The organism is Gilliamella sp. GillExp13, assembly GCF_001690815.1.
Classification (GTDB): domain Bacteria; phylum Pseudomonadota; class Gammaproteobacteria; order Enterobacterales; family Orbaceae; genus Gilliamella; species Gilliamella bombi.
In genome coordinates this window covers 1-855 of record NZ_LZHJ01000047.1, presented here as the reverse complement: position 1 = coordinate 855, position 855 = coordinate 1, and the positions used below count along the sequence as shown (strand labels likewise).

General features: G+C 38.6%; 1 pseudogene. It reads right to left on the bottom strand.

The annotated features are described in order from the left end of the window. Positions 1-775: pseudogene (locus A9G37_RS03615) on the bottom strand (IS3 family transposase); the annotation flags it as partial. Positions 776-855 lie beyond the last annotated feature (80 nt).

Here is an 855-nt window from a genome sequence, read left to right as displayed (position 1 = left end):
TTTTATACTCAATCGGTGTCATGTTATTTAATGCCTCATGCGGTCTTTCGGTGTTATAAATCGTTAGCCATTCTTCGGTTATTCACCTAGCTTGTGCTAAGTTGTTAAAAAGATATAAATCAAGTACTTCAGTACGATAGGTACGATTAAATCGTTCAATATAACCATTTTGATAAGGGCTACCGGGCTTTATATAATCAATGGCTATATCATGTGATTTAGCCCAGTTTATAAAGTTTTTTCCTGTAAATTCTGGCCCATTATCGACCCGTATTTTTAATGGATATCCATGATATTCGGCCAGTTTATCTAAGTAACGGGTAATCCTTCCTGCTGGTAAGCTGACTGCAATATCAATACCTAACGCCTCACGATTAAAGTCATCGATGACATTGAATGTCCTAAAGCGACGTTGATTACGGCTACTATCACTCATAAAATCCATTGACCAACATTCACCTTGTTTATTAGGCACAAATAGCTTTTCCGGGCATCGTGGAGGAATGCGTTTTTTTCGTTTTACTCTGAGATTAAGCTTTAATTCACAATACACTCGATAAACACGCTTATGGTTCCATTGATAGCCGAGCTTTCTGATACGATTAAAGCATTTAGGAAAGCCCCAGCGTAAATGCCGGTCTGTGATAGCATTCAATACCGAAACAATCACCGAATCATCCTGTAACTTAGGTTGATAATAGTAAGCACAACGGCTTAAGCCAACGATAGCATAGCTATAGTAACAGAATGATTTTGTTGTAGTTGCTGTGCCCACGTTTTACGGGCCTTTGTGGGCACTAAAGCTTTTTTATGATTTCTTCCTGAAGCTGTGATTTTAAGCTCAGCTCGGCAAAC